23 protein-coding genes are annotated in these 24,620 nt (G+C 64.3%); 8 read left to right on the top strand and 15 right to left on the bottom strand.

Going from position 1 to position 24,620, the window contains the following annotated elements:
- The first annotated feature begins 75 nt into the window (after nt 1-75).
- From pdxA to AC07UC_RS08840, 7 genes are all read left to right on the top strand, one after another.
- Nucleotides 76-1,107 (top strand): 4-hydroxythreonine-4-phosphate dehydrogenase PdxA, encoded by a 1,032-nt coding sequence (pdxA, locus tag AC07UC_RS08870; protein ID WP_494905210.1) that lies wholly within the window; start codon nt 76-78, stop codon nt 1,105-1,107.
- Nucleotides 1,108-1,148: 41 nt separating this feature from the next.
- Nucleotides 1,149-1,607: an aldehyde dehydrogenase family protein gene (locus tag AC07UC_RS08865; RefSeq protein ID WP_244735330.1), complete on the top strand. Its 459-nt coding sequence runs from the start codon at nt 1,149-1,151 to the stop codon at nt 1,605-1,607.
- A gap of 145 nt (nt 1,608-1,752) precedes the next feature.
- Nucleotides 1,753-2,868, top strand: a complete 1,116-nt coding sequence (locus AC07UC_RS08860; RefSeq protein ID WP_494905209.1) for a sugar ABC transporter substrate-binding protein — start codon at nt 1,753-1,755, stop codon at nt 2,866-2,868.
- A gap of 60 nt (nt 2,869-2,928) precedes the next feature.
- Entirely contained in the window at nt 2,929-4,452 is a 1,524-nt protein-coding gene (locus AC07UC_RS08855; RefSeq protein ID WP_494905207.1) for a sugar ABC transporter ATP-binding protein, read from the top strand.
- Nucleotides 4,453-4,505: 53 nt separating this feature from the next.
- The gene (locus tag AC07UC_RS08850) at nt 4,506-5,411 is read left to right on the top strand and encodes an ABC transporter permease (protein ID WP_494905205.1); all 906 of its coding nucleotides are present in this window, start codon (nt 4,506-4,508) and stop codon (nt 5,409-5,411) included.
- Between the two features lie 65 nt (nt 5,412-5,476).
- The gene (locus AC07UC_RS08845) at nt 5,477-6,406 is read left to right on the top strand and encodes an ABC transporter permease (protein WP_494905203.1); all 930 of its coding nucleotides are present in this window, start codon (nt 5,477-5,479) and stop codon (nt 6,404-6,406) included.
- Nucleotides 6,407-6,644: 238 nt separating this feature from the next.
- Entirely contained in the window at nt 6,645-7,553 is a 909-nt protein-coding gene (locus AC07UC_RS08840; RefSeq protein WP_494905201.1) for an SMP-30/gluconolactonase/LRE family protein, read from the top strand.
- 202 nt (nt 7,554-7,755) lie between these two features.
- Here AC07UC_RS08840 and AC07UC_RS08835 read toward each other — a convergent pair whose 3' ends face one another.
- The 14 genes from AC07UC_RS08835 to AC07UC_RS08770 form a co-directional block, all read right to left on the bottom strand.
- Nucleotides 7,756-8,523, bottom strand: coding sequence for an SDR family NAD(P)-dependent oxidoreductase (locus AC07UC_RS08835; protein ID WP_494905199.1), 768 nt, complete (start codon nt 8,521-8,523; stop codon nt 7,756-7,758).
- The gene (locus AC07UC_RS08830) at nt 8,520-9,485 is read right to left on the bottom strand and encodes a carbohydrate kinase family protein (protein WP_494905197.1); all 966 of its coding nucleotides are present in this window, start codon (nt 9,483-9,485) and stop codon (nt 8,520-8,522) included. The genes AC07UC_RS08835 and AC07UC_RS08830 overlap by 4 nt, the downstream gene beginning before the upstream one ends.
- A 20-nt stretch (nt 9,486-9,505) precedes the next feature.
- A complete protein-coding gene (locus AC07UC_RS08825) occupies nt 9,506-10,489 on the bottom strand; it encodes an ABC transporter permease (protein ID WP_494905195.1) in 984 nt (327 codons plus the stop codon).
- Nucleotides 10,486-11,517, bottom strand: a complete 1,032-nt coding sequence (locus tag AC07UC_RS08820) for an ABC transporter permease (protein ID WP_494905193.1) — start codon at nt 11,515-11,517, stop codon at nt 10,486-10,488. Before AC07UC_RS08820 ends, AC07UC_RS08825 begins: the two co-directional genes overlap by 4 nt.
- On the bottom strand, nt 11,514-13,040 hold the full coding sequence (locus AC07UC_RS08815) for a sugar ABC transporter ATP-binding protein (RefSeq protein ID WP_494905191.1): 1,527 nt from the start codon (nt 13,038-13,040) through the stop codon (nt 11,514-11,516). The genes AC07UC_RS08820 and AC07UC_RS08815 overlap by 4 nt, the downstream gene beginning before the upstream one ends.
- A gap of 71 nt (nt 13,041-13,111) precedes the next feature.
- Nucleotides 13,112-14,113, bottom strand: coding sequence for a sugar ABC transporter substrate-binding protein (locus AC07UC_RS08810; RefSeq protein WP_202325731.1), 1,002 nt, complete (start codon nt 14,111-14,113; stop codon nt 13,112-13,114).
- Nucleotides 14,114-14,176: 63 nt separating this feature from the next.
- Nucleotides 14,177-14,836, bottom strand: a complete 660-nt coding sequence (locus AC07UC_RS08805) for an L-fuculose-phosphate aldolase (protein WP_202325730.1) — start codon at nt 14,834-14,836, stop codon at nt 14,177-14,179.
- A gap of 27 nt (nt 14,837-14,863) precedes the next feature.
- Nucleotides 14,864-15,640 (bottom strand): SDR family NAD(P)-dependent oxidoreductase, encoded by a 777-nt coding sequence (locus tag AC07UC_RS08800; RefSeq protein WP_140772497.1) that lies wholly within the window; start codon nt 15,638-15,640, stop codon nt 14,864-14,866.
- 199 nt (nt 15,641-15,839) lie between these two features.
- Nucleotides 15,840-16,676 (bottom strand): GntR family transcriptional regulator, encoded by an 837-nt coding sequence (locus AC07UC_RS08795; RefSeq protein ID WP_056577120.1) that lies wholly within the window; start codon nt 16,674-16,676, stop codon nt 15,840-15,842.
- Nucleotides 16,677-16,747: 71 nt separating this feature from the next.
- On the bottom strand, nt 16,748-17,992 hold the full coding sequence (locus AC07UC_RS08790) for an MFS transporter (RefSeq protein WP_494905187.1): 1,245 nt from the start codon (nt 17,990-17,992) through the stop codon (nt 16,748-16,750).
- Complete coding sequence (locus AC07UC_RS08785; RefSeq protein ID WP_056577114.1) at nt 17,989-18,441, bottom strand: MaoC family dehydratase; 453 nt, start codon at nt 18,439-18,441, stop codon at nt 17,989-17,991. Before AC07UC_RS08785 ends, AC07UC_RS08790 begins: the two co-directional genes overlap by 4 nt.
- Entirely contained in the window at nt 18,438-18,878 is a 441-nt protein-coding gene (locus tag AC07UC_RS08780; RefSeq protein ID WP_494905185.1) for a Zn-ribbon domain-containing OB-fold protein, read from the bottom strand. The genes AC07UC_RS08785 and AC07UC_RS08780 overlap by 4 nt, the downstream gene beginning before the upstream one ends.
- A complete protein-coding gene (locus AC07UC_RS08775; RefSeq protein ID WP_494905183.1) occupies nt 18,878-20,029 on the bottom strand; it encodes a thiolase family protein in 1,152 nt (383 codons plus the stop codon). Before AC07UC_RS08775 ends, AC07UC_RS08780 begins: the two co-directional genes overlap by 1 nt.
- Nucleotides 20,026-21,972, bottom strand: a complete 1,947-nt coding sequence (locus AC07UC_RS08770; RefSeq protein WP_494905181.1) for an acetoacetate--CoA ligase — start codon at nt 21,970-21,972, stop codon at nt 20,026-20,028. The genes AC07UC_RS08775 and AC07UC_RS08770 overlap by 4 nt, the downstream gene beginning before the upstream one ends.
- Nucleotides 21,973-22,053: 81 nt before the next feature.
- Between AC07UC_RS08770 and AC07UC_RS08765 the strand changes: the two genes are divergently transcribed.
- Nucleotides 22,054-23,283: an acetyl-CoA C-acetyltransferase gene (locus AC07UC_RS08765; protein WP_274609149.1), complete on the top strand. Its 1,230-nt coding sequence runs from the start codon at nt 22,054-22,056 to the stop codon at nt 23,281-23,283.
- A 160-nt stretch (nt 23,284-23,443) separates the two neighbouring features.
- Here the strand turns inward: AC07UC_RS08765 and ssuD are convergent, their stop codons facing one another.
- Nucleotides 23,444-24,601 (bottom strand): FMNH2-dependent alkanesulfonate monooxygenase, encoded by a 1,158-nt coding sequence (gene ssuD / locus AC07UC_RS08760; protein WP_494905178.1) that lies wholly within the window; start codon nt 24,599-24,601, stop codon nt 23,444-23,446.
- Nucleotides 24,602-24,620 lie beyond the last annotated feature (19 nt).

Below are 24,620 nucleotides of genomic sequence, written 5' to 3'. Positions count from 1 at the left end.
CGAAAAAGAAAACTATTGCACGTCGATGGTTGAAAGGATTACAAGATGACCACAATTGACCAATTAGGGGCGTTTATGTCTGGTCCAAGACTCGGCATCACAATGGGTGATCCCGCGGGCATCGGCCCTGAGATCATTGCAAAAGCATGCGCAAGGCTGAAACCGCGGCTTGCCGACGGATCGTTGTCGCTTCTCATTATCGGCAGCGTCACCGCGATGCGCGCAATGGAGTCCATCTCAGGACGCATCGAGCTGGAAGAAACGTCAGCTTCGGCGAGGGGGACCGTTCCGCCCGTGGCCATTCTTGAGGCTGGACCGGAGCGGACCCCCATTGAGACAGGCGTCATGTCGGCTGAAGGCGGGCGCCTCGCCTATCTGGCGATCGAAAAAGCCGTGCGCCTGGCGCAGGCCGGTTCAATCGCGGGTATCGTCACGGCTCCTCTCAACAAGGAAGCGCTCAACCTGGCCGGCTATCATTATGCCGGTCACACCGACATGCTGGCGGAACTTACAGGCGCCCGCGATTCCGTGATGATGCTTGCCCATGGCGATTTTCGAGTCAGCCATGTCTCGACCCACGTAGCGCTGGCCCAGGTTCCGTCGAAACTGACCGAGCCCCGGTTGCGGCGGGTCATCCAGTTGACGGTCGAGGCGTTGCGCGGCCTCGGCATCGCCCATCCCCGCATTGCGATTGCCGCGCTCAACCCGCACGCCGGTGAGGGCGGCATTTTCGGCCGTGAGGATATCGATATCACGACCCCGATCGTCGCCTCCTACACGTCCGCCGATTTTACGGTGGTTGGACCCGTTCCGGGCGATACGGTTTTCGTCAAGCTGCGCGCCCGCCAATATGACGCGGTGGTCGCGATGTATCACGATCAGGGCCATGTCCCGGTGAAGCTGCTCGGCTTCAACGTCGATCCCGTGACCGGTGAGTGGAAAGCGCTCTCCGGGGTCAATGTCACGCTCGGCCTTCCGATCATCCGCACCTCCGTCGACCACGGCACGGCCTTCGACATTGCCGGCAAGGGCATCGCCAATGAGGACAGTCTGATCGAGGCGATCGAATTCGCGGTCCAGATGGCTGCGGCGAAATCCAACCCTTAGGCGTCGGCACGCCTGCAACGCACGCAAAAGCGGATCGAACCATGGCAGCAGAAGACAAGAAATCCTATCCCATGTTGATCGACGGGAAGTTTGTCACTGGCGAAGCCGGTATGCGCCCGGTGATCAATCCAGCCAATGGCGCCCTGGTCAGCCGCAAGGTGGCGCCCGCCATGATCGCCGGCGACACCATCGTCCTCAAACCGCATGAAGACACGCCACTTTCGGCACTCGAAATGGCTCGCATCTTTGTCGAAGCGGGCGTGCCGGGCGGCGTGGTGAACATCATAACGGGACGAGGTGAAATCGTAGGCGAAGTGCTCTGCACGGAACCCGGCGTCGACCTCATCACCATGACCGGGAGCGTACCGACCGGCAAGCGCATCATGGCCAATGCGTCGCGCAATCTGGCTCCTGTTTCGCTGGAGCTTGGCGGCAAGGCGCCATTCATCGTCCTGGCCGATGCATCAAGGGGGCCATCATCATCATTGCCGTCTCGTTGAACCGGCGTTGATGGCAGCAGGACCATGATCCGACCATATGCCTCCATCTCGGGAATTCGGCCTCCGCAGCGGCAAGTGCGGCGGAGGAAAGCTCACATCAATTTGAAAACCGGCGGTGGTCGCCGGACAACGGGAGGAAAGTGAAATGAAAAGACGTATGACGCTTCTGATGATGGGCGCCCTTGCGGCATCTGCCGCAACGCTCCCAAGCGCCCGGGCGCAGGAAACCTACAAGCCCGACTGCTACGCTTCTGCACCGGACAGTGCTTCGGTGATCTCCTATCCGAAGAAGGCCGGGCCTTATAAGATTGCCCTGGTCAACGGCTATGTCGGCAATGACTGGCGTGCCAACTCCATCCAGACCGCAAAGGCCTGGGGCGCGCGTCCCGAGAATAAGTCCAAGCTGTCCGACCTGAAGATCATATCGGTGGGCAACGATTCCACGGCGCAGATCTCCGCGATCGACAACTTCATCGCCGCCGGCTACGACGCCGTGATCATCAATGCCGTCAATCCCACCGCCTTCGACGCGGTCGTGAGGCGTGCCAAGCAAGCCGGCGTGGTGCTGGTTACCTATGACAACGTCCTCGACTCCAACCAGGTCGTGCAGATCAATGAAGATCAGGTCGAGCTGGGCCGGATCAAGGCGCAGGCCGTGGTCGATGGCATCAAGGCCAAGAAGGGCAATGTTTCGGGTCAGGTTCTGGAAATCGATGGCGTCCCCGGCAACAGCGTCGACCGCGACAACCAGGCGGGCTTCAGCGAGGTCTTCTCCAAGTACCCCGATCTAAAGACGGTCAAGGTCGAAGGCGACTGGGACGTGGGCAAGGCGTCGAAGGTAACGTCCGACGCCATCGCCACCAACGGCAATTTTGACGGCATCGTTGTCCAGGAGGGCTCCGTTGGCGCGCTTGAGGCGATGGCCGCGGCCAAGCACCCCGTGGTCCCGGTCGGCTTCGATGCCGGCAACGGCACGCGGATGCTGGTCAGCAAGGGCAAGTATCCGGGGATTACCGCCGCTCAGGCGCCGGCGCTGGCCGCCATGGCGCTGGAGGCCTCGGTCGTGCTGCTGGAGGGTAATGCGCTGCCGCAGAAGGTTTTCCTGCCAATCCCGCACAAGGACAACGCGGACCTGACAGAGGGCAAGGATTTCTTTCCCGACCTGCCCAAGACCTTCTACACGGCCACCGGTTTTCCCCAGTGCTTCCCCGTGTTCACGCCCGATGAGCTGAACGGCCAGACGGCCGATAACTCCAACTAGCCAATGACACATGACCCTGGCCGGCGTCTGCGCCGGCCAGGTCGACGGCAGGGAGCGCGCATGGCCGACCGCTATGTTGAACTGAAATCGGTGTCGAAATCCTATGGTGGCGTTCCAGCGTTGACCATGGTGGATTTCCGCTGCGAGCCAGGGCGCGTGCACGCCATTCTCGGCGAAAATGGCGCCGGCAAGTCAACGCTGATGAAATTGTTGGCCGGTGTCATCCAGCCGGATACGGGAACGATCTCCATTGGCGGGCAGACGGTGCACTTTTCCTCGCCGCGCGAGGCGGCAGAACAGGGCACGGTCTGCATGTTCCAGGAACTGTCGCTGATGCCGCACCTTTCGGTCGGCGACAATATCGTGCTCGCCGCGCCCCGCACCCGGATGGGATTGATGCAGCGCGGTGTTTATCGTGAGGCGCGCGCGGCGCTGGATCTGGTAGGGGCCAAGTCGATCCCGCTCGGCGCCCGGGTCTCTGGCCTGTCGCTGTCCGAACGCCAGCTTGTGGAAATCGCCAAGGCCGTGTTCCGCAAGCCCAAGCTTCTTATCCTTGACGAGGCGACCTCGGCGTTGACCAGCGAGCTCGTCGAGACGGTGTTCGGTGTCCTCAGAATGCTGAAGGAGCAGGGCGTCGCCATCCTCTTCATCTCGCATCGCATGCACGAGGTCGACGCCATCGCCGACCGCATATCCGTCTTCCGCAACGGCAAGCATATCGAGACATTCGACGTTGGCGCGCGCACGACCGATGAGATCGTGGGCCTGATGATCGGCCGCTCGCTGGAGGAGCTGTTTCCGCCGCGCCGCCCGCCCGTGCCCGACGCGGCGCCGACCGTTCTGGATGTGTCCAACGTCAGTTGGCAAAACCAGCTTGTCGACGTATCGATCGCCGCTCGCGCCGGCGAGATCGTCGGGCTCGGCGGTTTGGATGCCCAGGGCCAGCAGCAGATCATGCATGCGGTCTTCGGTGTGCTGCGCGGAGTGACGGGCCGCATCACGCTGAATGGCAAGCGACTGAACGGTTTGCAGCCGCCGAGGGTGAAACAATCCGATGTCGGTCTGGCGCTCGTGCCCGAGGATCGCAAGACCGAGGGGCTGATCCCCGGCATGTCGGTAGCGCAAAACCTGCGCTTGGCAGTTCTCGGGCGCGCGCCCTTCGGCCTGCTCGACCTGAACGGCGGCAACGAGGCCCGGCTTCAAGGCCTGATCGAACGGCTGGCATTGACCTACGGTTCGCTCGATGATCCCGTCTCGACGCTTTCGGGCGGCAACCAGCAGAAGGTGGTGCTGGCCAAATGGCTGGTTCTGTCGCCCAGATGTCTGCTGCTGATGGACCCGACGCGCGGCATCGACCTGCCGACCAAGGCCCAGATCTACAGGCTGCTCACTGACCTAGCGGCCGAGGGAATGGCCGTGATCCTGCAATCGACCGACTATGAGGAACTTATCCACTTGTGCGATCGGGTCTATGTCTTCTACCGGGGCAGTGTGGCCAGGGAACTAAAGGGCGATACCCTGTCCGCCGATGCGCTCATCGCCGCCTCGATGAACGTGCACCTTCACGCTGAGGCCCGAGCATGATGTCCTGGCTTCGCCAAAATGCCAAGGAAGCGATTGCCGCGCTCGCGCTGGTCGTGCTTTTCGCCGGCTACATGGCCGTCCATCCGCGCGGCTTTTCAACCTATGTGGTTACAATCTGGTCGAACCAGGGGGCACTGCTTGGGCTTGCCGCGATCGCTCAGTTCTTTGTGGTTCTGGTCAAGGGAATCGACCTGTCGGTAGGATCTATTATCGCACTGACCAACGTGGTGGCGTCGTTCCTTCTAAACGGATCTCCGACCTCGATCGCCCTTGGGATGATTGCAGTGCTGGCCGTCGGGGTGGCCTGCGGGCTGGTGAACGGGATCGCGGTTGTCTATGGCCGGGTGCAGCCAATCGTTGCCACCCTTGCGACGGGTGGAATCTTCGGCGGCATCGCTCTGCTTTTGCGACCTACGCCCGGAGGCAGCATCGATGAGACGATGTCGGACGCGCTCACCTATGCAGTGGCGGACGTTCCGGTCTCGGCGATGATTCTTGTCGTCGTCCTTGTCGCACTGATGGTCTTTCTGCGCCGGTCGGCCCTCGGCCTCGGCCTCTATGCTGTCGGATCGTCTGAACAGTCGGCTTACATGACCGGCCTTCGCGTAAACCGGCTCAAGCTCATCGCCTACGGCAGCAGCGGCTTCATCGCGGCTCTTGCCGGCATCTATGTCAGCATGGTCACGCTTACTGGCGATCCCAATATCGCGCCGTCCTACACGCTGAATTCGATCGGCGCCATCGTGCTGGGCGGAGTGGCGCTGAGCGGTGGCGTCGGCAACCCCATCGGCGCCGTTATCGGCGCTTTGATCCTCAAGACAATCTCGTCGTTGATGTTCTTCTCCGGGCTGCCACCATTGGCGCAGCCCTTCTTCGAGGGATTGATCCTCGCAACTGCAATTGCACTGGGAGCGCTCGGCGTCTTCCGGGTGCGCAGCCGGCTTGAGTTGTACCGCTGATGACTGATGCAACCGCACGACGCGCTGCGCCCCACAAATCCCGCCGCTGGTTAAGCCGGGACCATGTGTCCGTCCTGCTGATTGGGCTGGGCTGCATCGCCCTGCTCTTGGGTGGTTCGCTATTGTATCCCGGCTTCCTGAAGCCCAGCTACATTCTGCAACAGCTTCAGATCGCCGCCTTTCTTGGTATCATCGCCACCGGTGCCATGCTGGTGATCCTGCTGGGCGAGATCGACCTTTCGGTGCCCTGGACGATCACAGGCACGGCGATTGTTGTCATCTCGGCCACTGGCAGTTCCAATCCCGTGATCGCCAGCCTGGCAATTCCACTAGGCCTGTGCTTTGGCATGGTTATTGGGCTCTTGAACGCCATCGGTGTTGCGATCTTTCGCGTACCCGCGATGGTCTGGACGCTGGCGGTGAACGCCATGCTGCTTGGCGCCACGGTTTTCTACACCGGCAACAGCCGTCCCAACGGTGAGGTCCCCTGGCTGGCGACACAGGCGGCGATCGGACGGACCTTCGGCATCCCCAACGCCTTTCTCGTATGGCTGGGAGTGGCCGTGGTCACGGTCTGGGTGCTCCGGCGTACCGTCTATGGCAACTACCTCTATGCACTGGGCAATTCGCGACGTGCGGTGTTCCTTGCCGGGGCGCGGGTCCGCCTGGTGACAGTAGCAACCTTCGTCCTTGCCGGAGCGTTTTCCAGTTTCGGCGCTATCCTGCTGCTGGGCTACACCAACCAGGCCTATCAGGGCATGGGCGACCCCTACCTCATGCCGGTCATCTCGGCTGTGGTGGTCGGGGGAACCTCCATTCAAGGCGGTCGGGGGAACTATATCGGCACCTTCGCCGGCGCGATCTTCATCACGCTTCTGTCGTCGATCCTTTCGGTGATGCAGATGCCCGCTGCCGCGCGCGAGATGATCTTCGGCGCGATCATCCTGGTCATGCTGCTGATTCACGGTCTCACCGGCAAGAACAAGGACATCTGAAGCTGTTGGCGGACCTGTCAATGAGGCGTCATGCATCTCTCCAGCACCCCGAGGCGTTCAGCGCTGCGAGGAGATGCGCCGGTCGCGGCTATCAGGCCTTCATTGCCCATAATGCCGACGAGGCCGAGCGCGAGCTGCGCAGGCGTTTGCGCGACGTTGAAACGCTCTGTCGGGCCATGTGCAAGCCCGAAGGAACCGGCTGATCGGCAAGGCAACCCAGCAAGCAAGGCACCTGAAGATGACATACTACGAGGTTCTTGATCGTCGCTTCCACGATTTCATCATCCCGTTGTGCAAACTCGAAAAACTTCACGCCGGAACGCGCTGGGCCGAAGGGCCCGTGTATTTCGCTGATGGGCGCTTTCTGCTCTTCAGCGACATTCCCAACAACAGGATGCTGAAGTGGGATGAAGTGACGGGTGATGTATCCACTTTCCGCTATCCGTCGAATTTTTCCAACGGCAATACGCGCGACCGGCAGGGACGCCTCGTCAGCTGCGAGCATGGGGAACGGCGCGTCACGCGTACCGAATATGATGGCAGCATCACCGTCCTGGCCGATCGGTTCGAGGGCAAGCGTCTCAATTCGCCCAACGACGTGGTGGTCAGGTCTGACGATACTGTCTGGTTTACCGATCCGCCCTACGGCATCCTGAGCAATTATGAGGGCTACAAGGCACCCAGCGAGATCGGAGCCTGGAACGTCTACCGCCTCGATCCCAAGTCAGGTACGCTATCGGTGGTTGCCGGCGACTTCGACAAGCCGAACGGCCTTGCCTTTTCCCCGGACGAGACACATCTCTATGTCGCCGACAGCGGCCGTTCCCATGGTTCGGATAAGCCGCACCATATCCGTCGCTTCGATGTGGACGAATACGGCCGCCTTTCGGGTGGCGGCGTCTTTGCCGAGATCGATCCCGGCATCCCTGATGGGTTTCGTATCGATGCTGACGGCAATTTATGGGTGTCGGCTGGCGATGGCGTGCATTGCCTTGCGTCGGACGGTACGCTTCTTGGCAAGATTCTTGTCCCGGAGACTGTCGCCAATGTGTGCTTTGGCGGACCTCATCGAAATCGCCTGTTCATCACTGCCGACAGTTCGCTTTATGCCGTCTATCTCAACACGGCCGGGTTGCATTTCTGCTGAGCACGATGACTTGACCGCGACAACGCGCGATCACTCAATCAGCCTCACGATCCAGGAAGAAGCAGATCGCCCAAATCTGTCGCGGCTTAGGCGCTCGTTCTGGGGCCACCTTCCTGCCAGCATTCCAAACACATCGCTCTCTCGCGTTGTATCTTCGACGCCAGACGTGGACGTGGCGATTGCGCAAACCCGCGTCGGACCGTCAGTGGTAGTAGATGCCGCCGTCGACGTTGAGCGACTGGCCGGTGACGAAGGCCGACAAATCCGAGGCGAAGAACAGCACCGGCCCGACGACGTCCTCAGGTGCGCCGAGGCGCTTCAGCGCCGCGACATCTTCCCAATGGCGGATCGCCGCCTCGCTGCCGAGGTTGTTCTTGCCCATCTCGGTCAGGATGATGCCGGGGCAGATGGCATTGACAGTGACGCCGTCCATGCCGACTTCCTGCGCCAGCACGCGGGTGAGCGTGATCACCACCGATTTGGTCGCCGCGTAATGACCCTGCGTCGGCACGCCCTGGCGGCCGGCGATCGAGGCGATGTTGATCACCCTGCCCGATCTCCTGGTGCGCATATGCGGCAGCACGGCCTGGCACATCATCAGCACGCCCTTGGCATTGATGTCGAAATGCGCGTCCCAGCTGGCCTCGTCGAGGTCCTGGAGCAGGCTGGGCTTCAGGATGCCGGCATTGTTGACCAGCACGTCGATGCTGCCAGCCGCCGCAAGCAGCGCCTGCGCGGTCGCCTCGATCTCGTGTTTCTTGCTGACATCCATCGTGTAGACATAGGCCTTGCGGCCGGCCGCCTCGATCTCGGCCTTGGTTACGGCAAGCTCCGCGGCCTGCGACGGCAGGTCGGTGACGGCGACGTCGAAGCCCGCCTCGGCAAGCCCCTTGGCGAGCGCCCTGCCGATACCGCGGCTGGCGCCGGTGACGAGAGCCGTCTTGCCCTTGGCCTCAGGAAGAATGGTCATGCTGCTTGCACCTTTGATGTCTTGACCGGGAGCGAATCCATCGCCGCGACCGTGTCGTCGAATGAAACGAGTTTGCCGTCGGAGCCGAGCCCCATCGCCACCTTGGCGGCGACGGCGGTTGCGAAGCGCGCCGACTGTTTGAGGTCCCAGCCCTTGACGATACCGACGATGATGCCGGCGGTGAAGGAGTCACCGCAGCCCGTGGTGTCGAAGACCTCGACGTCGAAGGCCGGCAGGTGGAAATCCTCGCCATGCTGCGGCGAGACATGCACGCCATCGGCGCCGAGGGTCAGGATGCAGTTCTTCACGCCCCTCGCCTTGAAGAAGGCGGTCACGCGGTCCGGATCCCGGTCGTGCGCCATCTCGCCCGCCTCGTCGATGCTCGGCACGAAATAGTCGATATAGGGCAGGCACGGCTCAACCAGCTTCCAGGTTTCCGGCGTCGCCTGGATCAGATCGAAGGTTGTGACGCGGCCAAGTTCCTTGGCGCGCTTCAACAGCTTGACCGTTGGCGCGCCATCAAAACGCTTCAACAGCCCTGTACCGCCGACATGGACGACCGTGGCGTCGAGCGCGGCGTCGAGATCGGCATCCGCGACCTCGAACACGGCGGCCGTCCCCGGCACATGCAATGCCGGACGCTCGCCATTTGGCCGCACCGGCAGAATGGTGGAAGAGGTCTGGACGCTGCCGTCGCGGCGCACCAGGCCGCACTCCAGGCCATATTTCTTCAGCTTGGCCAGGAACCAGTCGCCCATGTCGTCGGTCCCAAGCGTGGTGACGGCCCGCGTCTTCAACCCGAGGATGGCGCAGTCCATGCCGGTCGCGCCGGCCGTGCCGGCGACCGTCATGCGGATCTCCTCGATATAGTCGGCCCGGCCGCCCTCGGGGATGCGCGACACCGGCCGCCCCAGGATATCAAGGACGTAGAAGCCGATCGAGCTGACGTCGAATTGTGGCATGGTTGGCTGACCTTTCGAACTCAATGGGTGGCGCGGCGCAGGCCGAAGCTCACGGCCAGCACCAGGAAGACCAGCACGCCGATGCCGACCTGCTGCCAGTAGAAATTCCAGCCAACGAGCAGCAGCCCGTTCTTGACGATGGCAAGCAGCAGGACACCGAGCAGCGTGCCGATCACCGAAGGCTTGCGCTCGCGGCTGAGCGTCGTGCCGATGAAGGTGGCGCCGATCGCATCGAGCAGGAAGGCGTTGCCGGACAGCGGTACGTAGGACTTGACGGTTGCCGACAGCAGGATGCCGGTGACCCCTGCCAGCAGCGCGCACAGCACATGCACCATCGACAATTCGCGCGGCACTCGGATGCCGGAATACCAGGCGACGCCGGGCTGCGCGCCCATCGCCTGCACATAGCGGCCGAAGACAGAACGGTGCAGCAGGACGTGGACCGCGATAGCCGAGACGACCAGCACGATCACCGGTGTCGGCACGCCGAACAGGGCGGTGCGGGCAATGGCGTTGAACTGGTCGCTGGCATAACCGCTGGTGAGGTAGATCGGCTGGCCGCCGCTGGTGGCGAGCTGCTGTGTGCTCTGACCGATGAACAGCACGCCGAGCGTTGCCAGGAACGGGCTGATGTTGAGCCTGGTGATGAGGATGGCGTTGAGGATGCCGACGACCAGGGCAGCACCCAGGCCGCCACCGACGCCGACCACGCCACTATAGCCGGCGGCGAGCAGCATGACGAAGACCATGCTGGCCATGTCGACGGACACGCCGACGGAAAGATCGATGCCGCCGGACGAGATGACGATGGTGAGCCCGAGCGCCACGATCGCCAGCATGACGACATTGTTGACCAGCACGTTGAAGAGGTTGGCCGGCGTCAGGAAGGTCGGGCTCGCCACCGCGAAGAAGATGACGATCGCCGCGAAGGCGATGAGCACGCTGTATTTGGCGAGGAAAGCGCGCAGGCCCATCTTGGGACTGTCATTGGCCGAGACGCTCATCGTGAACCCTCCGAGCCGCGGGCAAAGGATGTGATGGCCACCACCAGCAGGATCAGCGCGCCCTGCACGCCGTTGACCCAGTAACTCGAGACGTTGAGCAACTGGAAGCCGTTGGCGAGCAGGCCGATGAACAGCACGCTGAGCAGCGTGCCGCCCATGGTCGGCACGAAGCGGCGGGAAAAGACGGTGCCGAGGAGCGCCGCCGCCAGCACCGACAAAAGCAGTTCGCCGGAACCGGGCGTGCTGGCCGAGAGCCGCGAAACGGTGAGGACGCTTGCCACCGCCGCGCAGAAGCCGCTCAGCACATAGGTGAAGGACACGTAAAAGGGCACGCTGAGACCGGCCGCGCGCGCTGCTTCCGGATGGCCGCCGACCGCGTAGAGCCTGAGCCCAAACGAGGTGTAGTGAAAGATGGCGATGACGAGGGCGGAGAACAGGATCAGCGCCCAGGCCAGCGCCGAGATGCCAAGAAAGGCCCCGGAAACCAGGAAGCCGAGCAGCGGGGAGGATGCGCCGACGACCGTGTTCTGGGTAAGCGTGAGTTCCATGCCGGCGGCGACGTTGAGCACGGCAAGCGTCGCCAGCAGCGGCAGGATGCCGAGGCCGACCACGGCAAGGGCGTTCAGCGCGCCGACCGCCATGCCGACGGCGATGGCCGCCAGCACCGAAACGAAGTCGCCATAGCCCATGGACAGCAGCGTGGCGTAGACGGCGGCGCACAGCCCCATATTGGCGGCGATCGACAGGTCGATGCCGCCTTCGGTGACATCGGAGCCGCCGCCGATGATGACGGAAGTCATGCCATAGGCGAGCACGCCCAGGATCGCCGACTGCTCGACGACGTTGATCAGGTTGAAGGTCGAGGTGAAGCCCGGCGCGAAGACGACGAAATAGGCCATGATCGCGGCGAAGGCGGCAATCGCGCCGAGCCGCACGACGAGGGTGGCGAAGCGCCGGCCAGCACTTTTGCCTGTGGCGCTGGTTTGGTCGGACACGCCGGCTTGGGCGTGGACAGTTGTCGCGCTCATGCCGCCACTCCGTCAGCGTTCGAGCGCGCGCCTGATGACGCCGCGAGCAACGCATCGCTGTTCATCGTCGCTCCGGAGAAGGTACCGGCCAGCCGGCCGCGATAGACGACCAGCACCCGGTCGCAGACCCCGACCAGTTCGAGCAGGTCTGACGACAGAAGCAGGATCGCCGCGCCCTCGCCCGCCAGCCGGTTCAACAGATTGTAGATTTCGACCTTGGCGCCGACATCGACCGCCACCGTGGGCTCGTCCAGCACGTAGACGCGCGACTGGCAACTCAGCCATTTGGCGATCGCCACCTTCTGCTGGTTGCCGCCGGAGAGTTCACGCACCAGCGCGTCGCGATGCGGCGTCTTGATCGACAATTCCTTGATCAGTCCGTCGACCGCCTGGTTCTCGCTGTTGCGGCTGACCAGCCCGCTTCTGGAATAGCGGCGCAGGCTGGCCAGCGAAATGTTCTCGCGCACCGACAGGCCGAGCGCCACGCCGTGCGCGCGACGATCCTCCGGCAGCATGGCGATGCCGTCACGCACTGCCTTGACCGGCGTCGACAGCGACAGCTGCTTGCCCTCGAGCTTGATCTGGCCGCCATCGGCGGTCTTGAGGCCGAACAGACACTGCACGATTTCCTTGGCGCCCGAGCCGAGCAGGCCGGTGAGGCCGACGATCTCGCCGGCGCGAACGTTGAAGCCGATGTTTTCGAAGCTGCCGCCGAGCCGCAGATTGGCGACTTCGAGCACCGGCGCGCCAAGCGTGACCGAACGCTTGGGAAACATCTCGCCGACATCGCGGGCGATCATCATCGATATGATTTCGTCGATCGATGTCTCACGCGGGTCGACCGTGCCGACATCGGTGCCGTTGCGCATCACGGTGACGCGGTCGCAGAGCTTTTCGATTTCCTGCATGTAGTGGGAAATGAAGACCACGGCGATGCCGTCGTCGCGCAGCCGGCGCAGCACGTCGAACAGGCTGTCCACCTCGCGTTTGACCAGCGCCGCCGTCGGCTCGTCGAGCACCAGCACGGACGCCTTCTGCGCCAGCGCCCGCGTGATCTGCACCACTTTCTGCTGCGCCGTGGTCAGGTCCTTGACCAGGGTTCCCGCCGGCAATTCCATGCCGAAGAACCGCTTCAACAGATCGGCCGCCTTGCGCTCCATGGCGCGGCGGCTGACGAACGGACCGAGGCCGATTTCATGGCCGAGGAACACCGCCTCGCCGACCGTCGCGGTCGGCACCAGCAGCCTGTCCTGATGGATGAAATGCACGCCGAGCTTTTCCACCGATGCCGGCGACAGCGAGGTCACGGTATCGCCATTGATGACGATAGTGCCGCTATCCGGTCGGATGATGCCGGCCAGCACCTTGATGATCGTCGACTTGCCGGCGCCGTTCTGGCCGACGAGGCCGAGGATCGAGCCGCGCGCGATCTGGAGGTTCGCGTTCTCCAGCGCCCGCACCGGACCGAACCGCTTCGATATGTCCTTCATCGATACAGCAATTTCACGCTTTGCTGTCTGCATGGCCGTCAATCCTGGTTGATGGTGGCGGGCGGCCATTTCCCTGGGGATGGCTGCCCGCCGTTTCGTTCCGCCTATTTAACGCCTGCCTTCTCGGCGGCGTCGAGGAACGGCTTTCCTTTTTCGGCGGCATTTTCCTTGTTGATCAGCACCGCCGGTACGAAGGTGAAGGGCGCAACCTTCTGGCCGGCAAGATATCTGGCGGCATTGTCAACCGATGTCTTGCCGATCTCATAGGGCTGCTGCGCGGCCACCGCGCCTGCCGACGACTTCGGATCCATCACCATCTTGATGACTTCCGGGCTGCCGTCGATGCCGTAGGTCTTGACCTCGTTGCGGCCGGCGGCCTCGACCGCCTGCGTGGCGCCGATCTGCGGCACGTCCCAGCAGGCCCACACCGCGCCGATCGAGCCCTTCTCGGGCGACTTGGTCAGCATGTCGGTGACGTTGGAGTAGGCGCTCTGCACAGTGTTCGGGATGACGTCGCGCAATTCCGGCTCGACGATCTTCACATCCGGGAACGAGGTCAGCACATACTTCAGCTGGTCGTAGCGGATCTTGCAGACCGGCACGCTGTAGAAGCCGTTGAAGACCAGCACATTGCCCTTGCCGCCCATGTCGGCGACCATCTGCAGCGCGATCTCGGCGCCGATATTGTAGTTGTTGGACGTGGTGTTGTTGATGGCGTGCGGCGTCGCGGTGTCGACCGTGAACAGCGGGATGCCGGCATCGCGGATCTTCTGCAGCCACGGGTTCAGCACTTCGAGATTGCCGAGCTGCTCGATGATGGCGTCGGGCTTCTGCGCGATCAGCGTCTGCAGCTGCGCGATCTGCTGCTGGTCCTTGCGGCCGGCGTCGAGCGCGATCACTTCGCCGCCGAGCTCCTTCACACGATCCTGGATGCCGCGGAACGCCATCAGGTCCCAATAGTGATCCGTGCCGATGGCGGAAACGCCGATGCGCTTGCCCTTGAGCGACAGTTCCTCGGCACTCGCGCCCGAGATGGCGGCCAGGCTGCAAGCCGCCGCCAACCCCAAAGCGAGCGCCTTGACGAGGCCTTTCATTGATCCGGTCATTTCATTTCCTCCCTTGTTGATCGCTCCGGGCCTTCCCGGAGGATTGTGCCAGATGGCCGCCGCTCAGGCAGCAGCCTCCTTGTCGCGCAGGCCGTAGCTGGCCATGCGCTTGATGACGTTCTCGATCTCCTCCTCGGACAGGATCGGCGGCTCGCCGATCTGCAGGGCGCCGTGATACTGCCGCGCCAGCGTTTCAACCTCGACCGCCAGCCACATCGCCTGGCTGAGGCTGGAACCGACCGCGATCATGCCGTGCTGTGCGAGCAGGCAGGCCTTGCGGTCGCGCAGCGCCTCCACCGCATGCGCCGAAAGCTCCGCCGTGCCGAAGGTGGCGTAAGGGGCGCAGCGAATGTCGCTGCCGCCGGCGACCGCCACCATGTAGTGGATCGCCGGTATCTTCCTGCCCATGATGGCGATGGTCGTGCAATAGGTCGGATGCGCGTGGACGACCGCGTTGACCTCGGGCCGCGCCTTCATGATGTCGAGATGGAAACGCCATTCGCTCGACGGCGGCAGGCGCCCGTCGACCTCGCCGTCCCAGGCCATGAAGACGATGTCCTCGGGCACCAGCGTGTCGTAAGGCGTGCTGGTCGGTGAGATCAGCATGCCCTCGCCATGGCGCCGGCTGACATTGCCCGAGGTGCCCTGGTTGATGCCCAGCGCGTTCATCTTGAGGCAGGCATCGATGATTGCCTGGCGTGCCTCTAGGTCCGAAACGGTCATGCGATATTCCAATCCTTGCTCGGCCCGTCACCAGGCCGTGTAGCCGCCATCGATCGACAGGATCGCGCCGGTGACGTAGCTCGATGCCGGCGAGGCGAGAAACAGGATCGCCGAAGCGATCTCGTGCGGCTCGCCGAGCCGGCCCATCGGCGTCATGTCGATCCAGGTGTTGAAGAGTTCCGGACGCTCGCGCATTTTCAGCGTCATCTCGGTGCCGACATAGCCCGGCGCCAGGGCGTTGACGCGAACGCCCGATTTCGCCCACTCGACGGCGAGCGCCTTGGTCATCATGTGCACGGCGCCCTTGCTCACCATGTAGGAGGGCGCGGTCTGCGGACGATTGATGACCAGGCCCGACATCGAGCCGAGATTGACGATCGAGCCCTTGTTGCGGGCGACCATCGAGCGGCCGAAAGCGCGCGAGGCCCAGTAGACGCCGTTGACGTTGACATCCATCACCAGGCGCCATTCCTCGTCCGATGTGTCGAGCGCGGTGTTGAGGCGGGCGATGCCGGCGCTGTTGACCAGTATGTCGACCTGGCCGAAATCGCTGACGATCCGGGCGGCCATCGCTTCGACGGCTTGCGGATCGGTGACGTCCAACACGCGGCCGTCGACGCTTGCGACACCGGCCGCCGTGAGCTCGTCGGCGGCGGCTTTCAGCCCTTGCGCATTCATGTCGAGAAGGACGATGCGCGCGCCGCAAGTGCCAAGCGCCTTGGCGGCCTCCAAGCCGATGCCGCTGGCGCCGCCGGTGACGACGGCAACCTCACCCGTCAGGTCGAATTGCGACCGGTAATCCACGCAGATCCTCCATCGGACCAGGCTTGCACGCGGGCAAAATCTTTCCCTCGCCGCCAAGGCAGCGTCGCAAGCCGATCGATCCTGATAATGCCTCCGGGGTCAGGCTCCTCCCGACCCCATGACAGGGACGTTACAGAAGCTTCCCGGGTCCGTCAATCTGGTTATAACCAGAAAACGGATTCTTTTTCACGGATGTGATTCAGGTGCGATCGACACCGTTCACCGTCGCCGACGGCTGCTCGACCGCCATGTGGATGCGGGCGACGGAGGAGTTGTAGAAGGCCTCGTAATATTCGAGCGCCGCGCCGTCCGCGTCATAGGCGATCGACTCGATCTCGATCAGCGGCGTGTTGGCGGCAACGCCCATCTGCTCGGCCTCTTCCTTGGTGGGCAATGCCGCGCGCAGCCAACGGTCGGCGCGCTTCACCGTCAGGCCGAACACCGCGCGGATGGTGCCGAAAATCGACTGGTTTTCCGACAGGATGTTTTCGAGACCGGGCACCCGGTGCCCCGGCAGGCTGATGCGCGTCATGGTGATCGGCGCGCCGTCGGTCATGTAGACGCGGCTGATGCGGACCACGCTGCCATTGGCGGGAATGCCGAAGACACTGGATTCCTTCTCGTTCGGCGGGCAGCGGTAGATTTCGAGCGTGCGCGTCGAGACCTTGTGGCCCTTCGCCGTCAGGTCGTCGAACACGCCGAGATTGGCGGTCATGAAGTCGACATGCTCGCGCGGTGCGGCGACGAACATGCCCTTGCGCGGCATCTTGATGATGCGGCCTTCGCTGGACAGCGAGCCGATCGCGGCACGCACGACCGGACGCGAGACGCCGAAGAAGTCGCACAGCGCCTGCTCGGAAGGGATGCGCGAATTGGCCGCCAGCAGGCCGGTGTTGATGGCTTCCTCGACCTGATTGCGCAATTGCACCCACAGCGGTGCCGCCTCGTCGCGGTTGAGCTCGACCTTGGAGCCGATCGAGCGGAACGCCTCGGCGGCTCCTGCATCTTCCTGGTCGTAGCGAGGACGCCCACGCATTCTGGTCGTTTGTTCCATTCGGTCCCGCCGCAAAATCATTTGCCGCGACTCAAGGAGCGGCAGCGTCCTCCCTAACGGAGGCCGCCAGCCATATTCACGCTCTCCGGCAAGTTTCGCAACCACAGCATGGCCACGGCTCCGAGAAGCGGGCCGGGAACCAGCAGCAGGAAGGCCCAGCGCCAGCCGCCGATGAGGTCGGCAAAGTGCGGTGTCAGCCAGATGGCGAGCACCGTCAGCGCGAAACCGGCGCCAAGTTGAACCGAGAGCGCCGTGCCGACAAAGCGGCGGTCGGCAAGCTCGGTGATGGCGGCGGAGAACTGCGCGGAATCGCCGATAACCGAAATGCCCCAGACGACGGCCACCAGCATGAACAGCCAGAGCGGCCCGGTGAACAGAAAGCCCATCAGCAGGGCGCAGCTTCCCGAGACGATCATCATGCCGGCTGTGGTCGCCGTTCGGCCGATGCGGTCCGACAGATAGCCTCCGAGCAGGCAGCCGAGGATGCCGGAGGCGACGACGAAGAAGGTCGACAGCGAAGCGGCGGCGGCTGTTCCGATCGCTTGCGTTTCGAAAGCCGCGCGCGTGTAGGCAAGCAGCCACGCCCACATGGCGTAGAGTTCCCACATATGGCCGAGATAGCCGAGATTGGCCAGCAGCAGCGGCTTTTCACGAAACACCTGGCCGATGCGCGCCGGCTCGAACACCGCCTTGCCGAAGGGATAGGGGCCCTCCTTGGCAAACAGCAGGAACAGCAGCGCGCCGATGGCCGTCGCCAGGCTGGCGGCAGCGACCACCGGCCGCCAGTCGAGCGCGCTGGAGGCGGCGCGGAAGAGATGCGGCAGCGCCGAGCCGATGGTCAGCGCACCAATGACCGCGCCGAGCGCCAGGCCCCTGTCGCGCGTGAACCAGGTTGCGACCAGCTTCAGGGCCGGGGGATAGACGCCGGCGAGTGCCGCGCCGGTGACGATGCGCGCGGCAATGGCGCCGCCCGGATCGGGGTGGAACAGCAGGCTGGCATTGGCGAGCGCGGCAACCAATGCCGCCGCCGCCATGAGACGGCTGAGCCGTACCAGGTCGGGAAGGTTGACCAGGCTCGCCGCCAGCGCGCCGATCACGAAGCCGACCTGAACGCCATTGGTCAGCCAGGCCTCGGCGCCAGGGCCGAGCGCAAGCTCCTGCTTCAGCTCGGGCAGGATGGCGGTCGCCGAAAACCAGGTGGTCAGCGACAGGACGACCGCCAGGCAGAGCAGCGACAGAACGCGCCAGCGTTCGCGGTCGGCCGCCACGCCAAGCCGGCTGTCGCCCGCCGTGTTCATACGCCTTGCAGCGGAACGGTGAACACCGTCGCCGTGCCGGTGAGACAAAGCTCGCCCTGGCCGTTGCGCACGCTGGTCTCGATCTTGCAGATCGGCTTGTCGGGACGCACCTCCTTGACCTCGACGCGTCCGGTGATCTCCTCGTCGACGCCAACCGCCTTGACGAACTTCCAGGCGACCTCGAGGAAGACGGTGCCGGGTCCCGGCAGATCCTCGGCGACCAGCGCATTGAGGATGCCCGAGGTGACGCCGCCCTGGACGATCAGCTTGCCGAACACCGATTTCTCGGCCAGCGCGCGGTCATAGTGCAGCGGATTGCGGTCGCCGGTGATGTCGGTGAAAGCTTCGATGTCGCTGATGCGCGTGCGGCGCGTGCGTTCGGCAAAGGCGCCGACCTGCGGACGGCCCTTCACAACGCCTGCCCAGCCGTCTTTCGTCTCGGTGCTCATTTCGGCTTCTCCTCTGTTGCGGTTTCGACGGGTTTGAAGGCCGGCAGGACACGGCCGCCTATGGCTGTCGGCGCGAGCAGCAACGTGTCCCCCACCACAGGCGATCGCATGCCCGGCAAGATGAAGCTGAGCATGGTCGGGCCTTCGGCCAGTTCGACCAGCCCGACCACGTAAGGTGCCGCCGGCAGCCAGCCGGGATGGCCCGGCTTGTGCACGTGTGAAAAGGATTTCAGCTGGCCCCTGCCCGCCGCCTCCTTCCACATGAGGCGCTTGCTCCAGCAATGCGGGCACATCGGGCGCGGGTAGAACACGGCCTTGCCGCAGTCCTCGCAGTGCTGGATTTTCAGCCGCCCTTGCGCCGCCGCGTCCCAGAATGGCTGGGTCAACGCGGTGATCGTCGGAGCGGGGGTTTTCAATGTGTTGAGATCGACGGACATCAGGCGGCTCCCAGCACGAGCGCCGTCGCCTCGCTCATCGTCGCGCCATTGCCGGTGACCAGCGCCAGCTCGGCCTTGCCGATCTGGCGTTCGGCCGCCTCGCCGCGGAGTTGACGCACCGCCTCGACGACATGCGTCATGCCGCCGGCAAGATCCGGCTGGCCGAAGCCGAGCTGGCCGCCATGGGTGTTGAGCGGCTTGTCGCCCCGGTGAGAGAGATCGTGGTCGCGCAGCCACGCGCCGAACTGACCGGGCGCGCACAGACCGGCATCCTCGATCGTCGTGGCGACCATGATCGTGTAGCAGTCGTAGAGCGAGAGGAGATCCATCTCCTTGGCGTCGGTTCCGGACTGCGCGAAGGCCCGGGCCATGGCGCTCTTCAGCGGACCCGAGGTGAGGCTGGGCGCCTGGCTGACCGCGCGATGCGTGACCTTCTCGCCGGCGCCGAGCAGATGCACGGGTCTTGTGGGCAGCGAGCGTGCACGTTCGGCCGAGGTGACGATCACCGCCTCGCCGCCGGCGACCGGCATGACGATTTCGTAGAGATGCAATGGCGATGCGATCATCGGCGAAGCCAGCACCGCGTCCACATCCGCCGGCTTGCCGAAGAAGATGGCGTCGGGGTTGAGCTGCGCATTGGCGCGCGCCGCGGCGGCAATCAGCGCGAAATCCCTGGCGGTCGAGCCATGCTGCGCCATATGCGCCTGCATCAGCAGCGCGTAGGAGATGTTGGCGCCCGAAGCGCCGAACGGCACGTCGAACTCGCGGATCGGATTGCGGTTGGGCGAGCGGGGTGCCGCCGCCTCGCGGTTGTTGGCGAGCACGCACAGCACTGTCTCGCACATGCCGGCCTCGATCGCCGCCGCCGCGCGCCAGACCATCCCTGCCCCCGAGGCGCCACCGAGGTCTACGACATTGGCCATGGTCGGCGCCAGACCGAGATATTCGGCGATCGTTGCCGGAACATGCTGCGGCGTCTCGCCGACCTGCGGCCCGACCAGCAGCCCGTCGATATCAGCTGGCTCCAGCCCGGCATCGAGCACCGCCAGGCGCGAGACCTCGGCGATCATCTCCAGCGTCGTCACGCCGCTGGTCAGGCGTTGCGGCTTCAACTCGCCGATACCGACGATCGCTCCCTTGGCCCGGCTCATGCCGCCTTGCTCCTGTCGAGCGCACGGTATTCCTCGAGGCATGCGGGATTGGCGAGCGAAGCCATGTTTTTCACCGGCTTGCCCTCGAGTGTCGTTCGCGCCGCACCTTCCACCCGTTTGCCGTTGAGCGTGTAAGGCACGGCCTGCACCGCATGGATGCGGTGCGGCACGTGACGCGGCGATGCGCCCTCGCGGATGGCGCGGCGGATCCGCGCGGCAAGCTCTGATGTGAGGCCAAAACCCTCGTTCAGCTTGACGCAAAGCACGATCTCCTCGTCGCCTTCGACCGGTGCGCCGAAGACCAGGCAATCCTCGATCTCGGCGAAGGTCTCGCAGGTGGCATAGATTTCGGCTGTGCCGATGCGCACGCCGCCGGGCTTCAGCGTCGTGTCCGATCGGCCATGGATGATCCCCGAGCCGTGCGCCGTCATCTCCGCGACATCGCCATGCGTCCAGATTTCCCGGCGTGCGGCGAAATAGGTGGCGTGGTAACGCGCGTCGCCGTCCTTGCCCCAGAAAGTCAGCGGCATGGATGGGAATGGTTCGGTGCAGACCAGGTCGCCTTGCCGGCCGATGATCGGCGCGTTGCGCTCGTCCATGACAGCCACCGCGAGGCCCAGCCCTTTGACGGTCAGCTCGCCACGACGAACGGCGTGGATCGGCGACCCGAGCAGGAAACAGCCGATGATCTCGGTGCCGCCCGAGATCGAGGCAAAGATCATGTCCGGCTTCACATGCGCGTAGACCCAGTCGAACTGGCTGGGAGAGACCGGCGCGCCGGCCGAGAGCAGGGAGCGCAGCGAGGACAGGTCGTGCAGCCGCCCCGGCGCGTAACCTTCGGCGGCCAGCGTCGCCAGATATTTCGGGCTGGTGCCGAAATGGGTGACGCGTGCACGCTCCGCCATTGTCCACAGCGGACCGGGGTCGAGGCCATCAGCGGTCTTCAGGATCGGCGCGCCGTCATAGAGCACCACGGTCGCGCCGCAGGCGAGGCCCGAGATCAGCCAATGATACATCATCCAGGCTGTGTTGGTGTACCAGCTCATCACGTCGCCGGGGCGAACATCGCCATGCAGCAGATGCTCCTTCAGATGCTGGAGCAGCACGCCGCCGGTGCGGTGGACGATCGCCTTCGGCGCGCCCGTGGTGCCGGAGGTGTAGAGCACATAGGCCGGATGATCGAAGGGCACGCGTTCGAAGGCGAGCGTGCCGTCGCTGCCGAAATCGTCGAAGGCGATACAGGCCGCCGCGCAGTCCGGCTTTGCGCCCGGCTCGCCGGTCAACACGAGCGTGGTCACCGTCGGCATCGCGGCGGCGATCTCGGCCAACCGCTCGGAGATGTCGTGTTCCTTGCGCGCGTAATGATAGCGCGGCGCGGCAAACAGCACCTTGACGCCGATCTGGCCGAGGCGGTCGACGATCGCCGCGGCGCCGAAATCCGGAGAGCAGGACGACCAGACGGCGCCGATCGACAGCGTCGCCAGCAGCGCCACGAGACCTTCGACACGGTTGGGCAGGATGCCGCCGACGCTGTCGCCGCTGGCCACACCGGCCGCGCGCAGGCCTTGTGCCGTCCTGGCGACGCGCCGTCGCAACTCGCCAAGGGTGAAGGTGCGGAAATGGCCACTCTCGTCGGTCTCGATGACCGCGGTCCGATCGTCGTCGCCCCGCAGCAGGTTTTCCGCGACATTGAGTGATGCGTCGGGGAAGAACCGGCTCCGCGTCATCGGCGCCTGATCGTCGCGCAGGAAAGATCGCGCGCCGGGATCGCCGATCACGCGGCCAAAGTCCCACACCGCCCGCCAGAACGCGCCGAGGTCACTGACCGACCAGCGATGCAGCGTTTCGTAGTCGCGCGGGTCGAAGCCGTTGGCCCGGCAAAAGCGCGCAAGATTGGACGATTCGAACGCGGCTGGCGCCGGCGCCCAAAGCACGGATGACATGAATTTCCTCCCGGAATGCAGGCCGGCACGAAGCCGTCATCTTGTCTGCATGTTGCTTTCAGATTATTGGTTATAACCAGAATGTCAAGCGGCGAACACAGCCTGTGTGCCGCGAAGGTGGAGGACGGGAAATTGCAGGATGCGGTCTATTTCGTCGCGGCCAAACGCACGCCGATCGGCAAGCTGAATGGCGCGCTCGCCGGCCTTTCGGCGGCGGAACTGGGCGGGCAGCTCATTCAGGCGATGCTGGCCGGAACCGGGCTCGCGCCAGGATCCGTCAGCGAAGTGATCATGGGCCAGGTGCTGACCGGCGGCGCCGGGCAGAACCCGGCAAGACAGGCATCGCTCAAGGCCGGCCTGCCGGTCAGCGTCCCCGCCATGACGGTCAACAAGGTGTGCGGCGCCGGCCAGAAGTCGATCCATCTTGCCGCGCAGGCCATTCGCTGCGGCGACGCCGATTGCGTGATTGCCGGCGGACAGGATTCGATGACATCGGCGCCGCACTTCATTCCAGGCGTTCGCGGCGGCTTGCGCATGGGCGAGCAGGTCGTCAAGGATTCGATGATCACCGACGGGCTGTGGGACGCATTCCATCAGGTCCATATGGGCGTCACGGTCGAGTCGCTGGCGCGGCGCTACCAGATCACGCGCGATGAGCAGGACCGCTTCGCGCTGCGCTCGCAGGAGAAAGCCGACGCCGCCATCCGCTCGGCAAGGTTCGACGATGAGATTGTGCCTGTCTGCGTAAAGACCAGGCAAGGCGATGTCGTTGTCGACCGTGACGAGCACCCAAACCCCTCGACCAGCCTCGCAGGGCTTGGCCGGCTGAAGCCGGTCTTCGAACGAGAGGGGACAATCACGGCCGGCAACTCCTCCGGCCTCAACGATGGGGCCGCCGCCGTGCTGGTGATGTCGGAGACACGGATGAACGAACTCGGGCTAAAGCCCCTCGCCCGCATCGCATCCTACGCCTCGGCGGGTGTCGAGCCGATGGATATGGGGCTGGGCCCTGTCGCGGCGTCGCGCCTTGCGCTGGAGAAGGCCGGCTGGCGGCCGTCCGAGCTCGACGTCATGGAGATCAACGAAGCCTTCGCCGCGCAGGCGATCGCGGTCAACCGCGAGATGGGCTGGAACGAGGAGATCATCAACATGAGTGGCGGCGCCATCGCGCTCGGCCACCCGCTGGCCGGATCCGGCTGCCGCATCGTGGTGACGCTGCTTCACGAGATGACGAGGCGCAAGGCCCGCAAGGGCCTGGCCTCGCTCTGCATAGGCGGCGGCCAGGGTGTGGCGATCTGCCTGGAACGGTGAACGGAGGCTTTGATCGGTTGGCGTCCGAAGGCTTTGCACAACGGCCTTGGCCAAGCCACCTCTGGAATTTCGTCACCGCGAATGACTCCAGCTGCCCGGGAGGATGTGAAGGCCGGCCTTTGGCCGGTCCACATGCGCCCAGATCACTGGCACCATGACATCACGAAGCGGATGCGGCGGCCTGAGGGCGTACTCCACGTCCGAACTCGACATCCCAGCTACGCTCCGCCTGCGCGGCCTCACCGCTTAGTCCGAGTTTGGGGAAAAGCAGTTCAGCAACGTTGAACGCCTCTTCCAGATGCGGGTAGCCCGATGCGATGATCGTCTCGATGCCGATGTCCTGATACTCACGAATCCGCGCCGCGACATTGTCGGGATTGCCGACCAGCGCCGTTCCCGCACCGCCGCGCACCAGCCCGGGTCCCGCCCATAAATTCGGACCGACGACCAGCCGGTCGCGCCGGCCCTGATGAAGCGCCGACATGCGCTTTTGGCCGACGGATTCCGAGATATTGGTGAACCCGTTCTGGGCTTCGGCGATCAGGTCGTCGGTGACATGGCTGATCAGCCGGTCGGCCGCCGCCCAGGCCTCATCTTCCGTTTCGCGCACGATCAGATGAATGCGAAGGCCGAAGCGCATCGTCCGGCCTTGCGCCGCGGCGGCCTTCCTCACGCGATCGATCTTTTCGGCAAGCTGGTCCACCGGCTCGCCCCAGCTCAGATAGGCGTCGACATGCTTGGCGGCGATCGCAATGCCGGCGTCGGATGAGCCTCCGAACCACAGTGGCGGGTGGGGCTGCTGAACTGGCGGGAAGGAAATGTCGGTGCCATGGGCGGACAGATACTTGCCCTCGAAATCAGCCGGCTCGCCCGAAAGTATCCGCCGCCAGATGGTGAGGAACTCGTCGGTCTGCGCATAGCGCTCGTCATGACCGAGCTTGTTGCCGTCGCCGGCAAGGTCGGCCGGGTCGGCTCCAGTGACGACATTGAGCAGGACCCGACCACCGGAAATGCGGTCCAGGGTGGCCGCATGGCGCGCGAACAGGGCCGGTGTTCCGCTGCCCGGTCGCAGCGCCACGAGGAACTTGAGCCGTTCGGTGAGCGGGATCAGCCCTGCCGCCACGATCCAGGCATCCTCGCACCGAGTCCCGGTAGGCAGGAGCACGCCCTTGAAGCCAAGCCGGTCGGCGGCCTGGGCAATCTCCCTGAGATATCCGAACGTCGCCGGACGGTGCCGTTCGTCCGTGCCGAGATACGGCCCATCGCCATGGGTCGGCAGGTACCAGTAGAGGTCGACCGGACGGGTGTTGCTGGACATCGGATTGTTCCTTCAGGGG

Source organism: Mesorhizobium sp. GW821-FHT04C10 (assembly GCF_059420305.1).
The sequence above is the reverse complement of the archived record's forward strand: the minus strand, read 5'-3'. Positions and strand labels throughout refer to the sequence as shown.